Origin of the sequence: Shewanella sairae (assembly GCF_023283535.1) — a bacterium.
Lineage (GTDB): Bacteria > Pseudomonadota > Gammaproteobacteria > Enterobacterales > Shewanellaceae > Shewanella > Shewanella sairae.
The window spans coordinates 1-1069 of record NZ_JAKILT010000190.1 but is presented as its reverse complement, the minus strand read 5'-3'; the positions used below and the strand labels follow the sequence as shown (position 1 = coordinate 1069).

Below are 1069 nucleotides of genomic sequence, written 5' to 3'. Positions count from 1 at the left end.
TGGTACGGGAAGAGAGACTTGAACTCTCACACCTTGCGGCACCAGAACCTAAATCTGGCGTGTCTACCAATTCCACCACTCCCGCATCGAAGTTTACTGCAAGTTACCTTGCTTCATCTTACAAGCAATAAAGTTTATAAGATAAGGTCAATGAATTAACCTTTTAAAAAATGGCTGGGGTACCAGGATTTGAACCTGGGAATGCCGAGATCAAAACCCGGTGCCTTACCGCTTGGCGATACCCCAATAAATCTTGTTAAATTCGATGGTACGGGAAGAGAGACTTGAACTCTCACACCTTGCGGCACCAGAACCTAAATCTGGCGTGTCTACCAATTCCACCACTCCCGCATCGAACTTTGCTGCAAGTTTCCTTGCTTTTATCTTACAACCTCTAGAGCTGATAAGACAAGGTCAATTGCTCAACCTTTTAAAAATGGCTGGGGTACCAGGATTTGAACCTGGGAATGCCGAGATCAAAACCCGGTGCCTTACCGCTTGGCGATACCCCAATCAATCTTTCTTACTCACAACCAGCCTTGGCTAATCATGCTAAATAAATGGTACGGGAAGAGAGACTTGAACTCTCACACCTTGCGGCACCAGAACCTAAATCTGGCGTGTCTACCAATTCCACCACTCCCGCACTGCATCAAGTTTTACATCTAGATTAAGATGGCGTTTGAATCCGGCGTGTCTAATATCAACATCCACCACTTCAGCACTGACTCTGTTTAACATCCAGAGCACGATGCTCGCTATTTTACATCCTGAGAAGATGGTAGCAATGGCGGGACTTGAACCTGCGACCCCAGCATTATGAGTGCTGTGCTCTAACCAGCTGAGCTACATTGCCAAAGATGGCTGGGGTACCAGGATTTGAACCTGGGAATGCCGAGATCAAAACCCGGTGCCTTACCGCTTGGCGATACCCCAAAAATCTTGTTGCAGCAACAAGCCTTAGCTCATCACTTAAATTAAATGGTACGGGAAGAGAGACTTGAACTCTCACACCTTGCGGCACCAGAACCTAAATCTGGCGTGTCTACCAATTCCACCACTCCCGCAC

The 1069-nt window shown here is 47.1% G+C and carries 8 tRNA genes; all 8 read right to left on the bottom strand.

The annotated features are described in order from the left end of the window. The 8 genes from L2748_RS24065 to L2748_RS24030 all read right to left on the bottom strand — a co-directional run bounded on the left by L2748_RS24065 (position 1) and on the right by L2748_RS24030 (position 1067). Positions 1–85, bottom strand: a tRNA-Leu gene (locus tag L2748_RS24065). Positions 86–171: 86 nt separating this feature from the next. Further along, positions 172–246: transfer RNA gene (locus L2748_RS24060), tRNA-Gln, on the bottom strand. A gap of 20 nt (positions 247–266) precedes the next feature. Continuing rightward, a tRNA-Leu gene (locus L2748_RS24055) sits at positions 267–351 on the bottom strand. 86 nt (positions 352–437) lie between these two features. Next, positions 438–512, bottom strand: a tRNA-Gln gene (locus L2748_RS24050). 49 nt (positions 513–561) lie between these two features. Then, positions 562–646: transfer RNA gene (locus tag L2748_RS24045), tRNA-Leu, on the bottom strand. A gap of 133 nt (positions 647–779) precedes the next feature. Then, positions 780–856: transfer RNA gene (locus L2748_RS24040), tRNA-Met, on the bottom strand. Positions 857–861: 5 nt separating this feature from the next. Further along, positions 862–936, bottom strand: a tRNA-Gln gene (locus L2748_RS24035). A 46-nt stretch (positions 937–982) separates the two neighbouring features. Further along, positions 983–1067 (bottom strand) — tRNA-Leu (locus L2748_RS24030). Positions 1068–1069 lie beyond the last annotated feature (2 nt).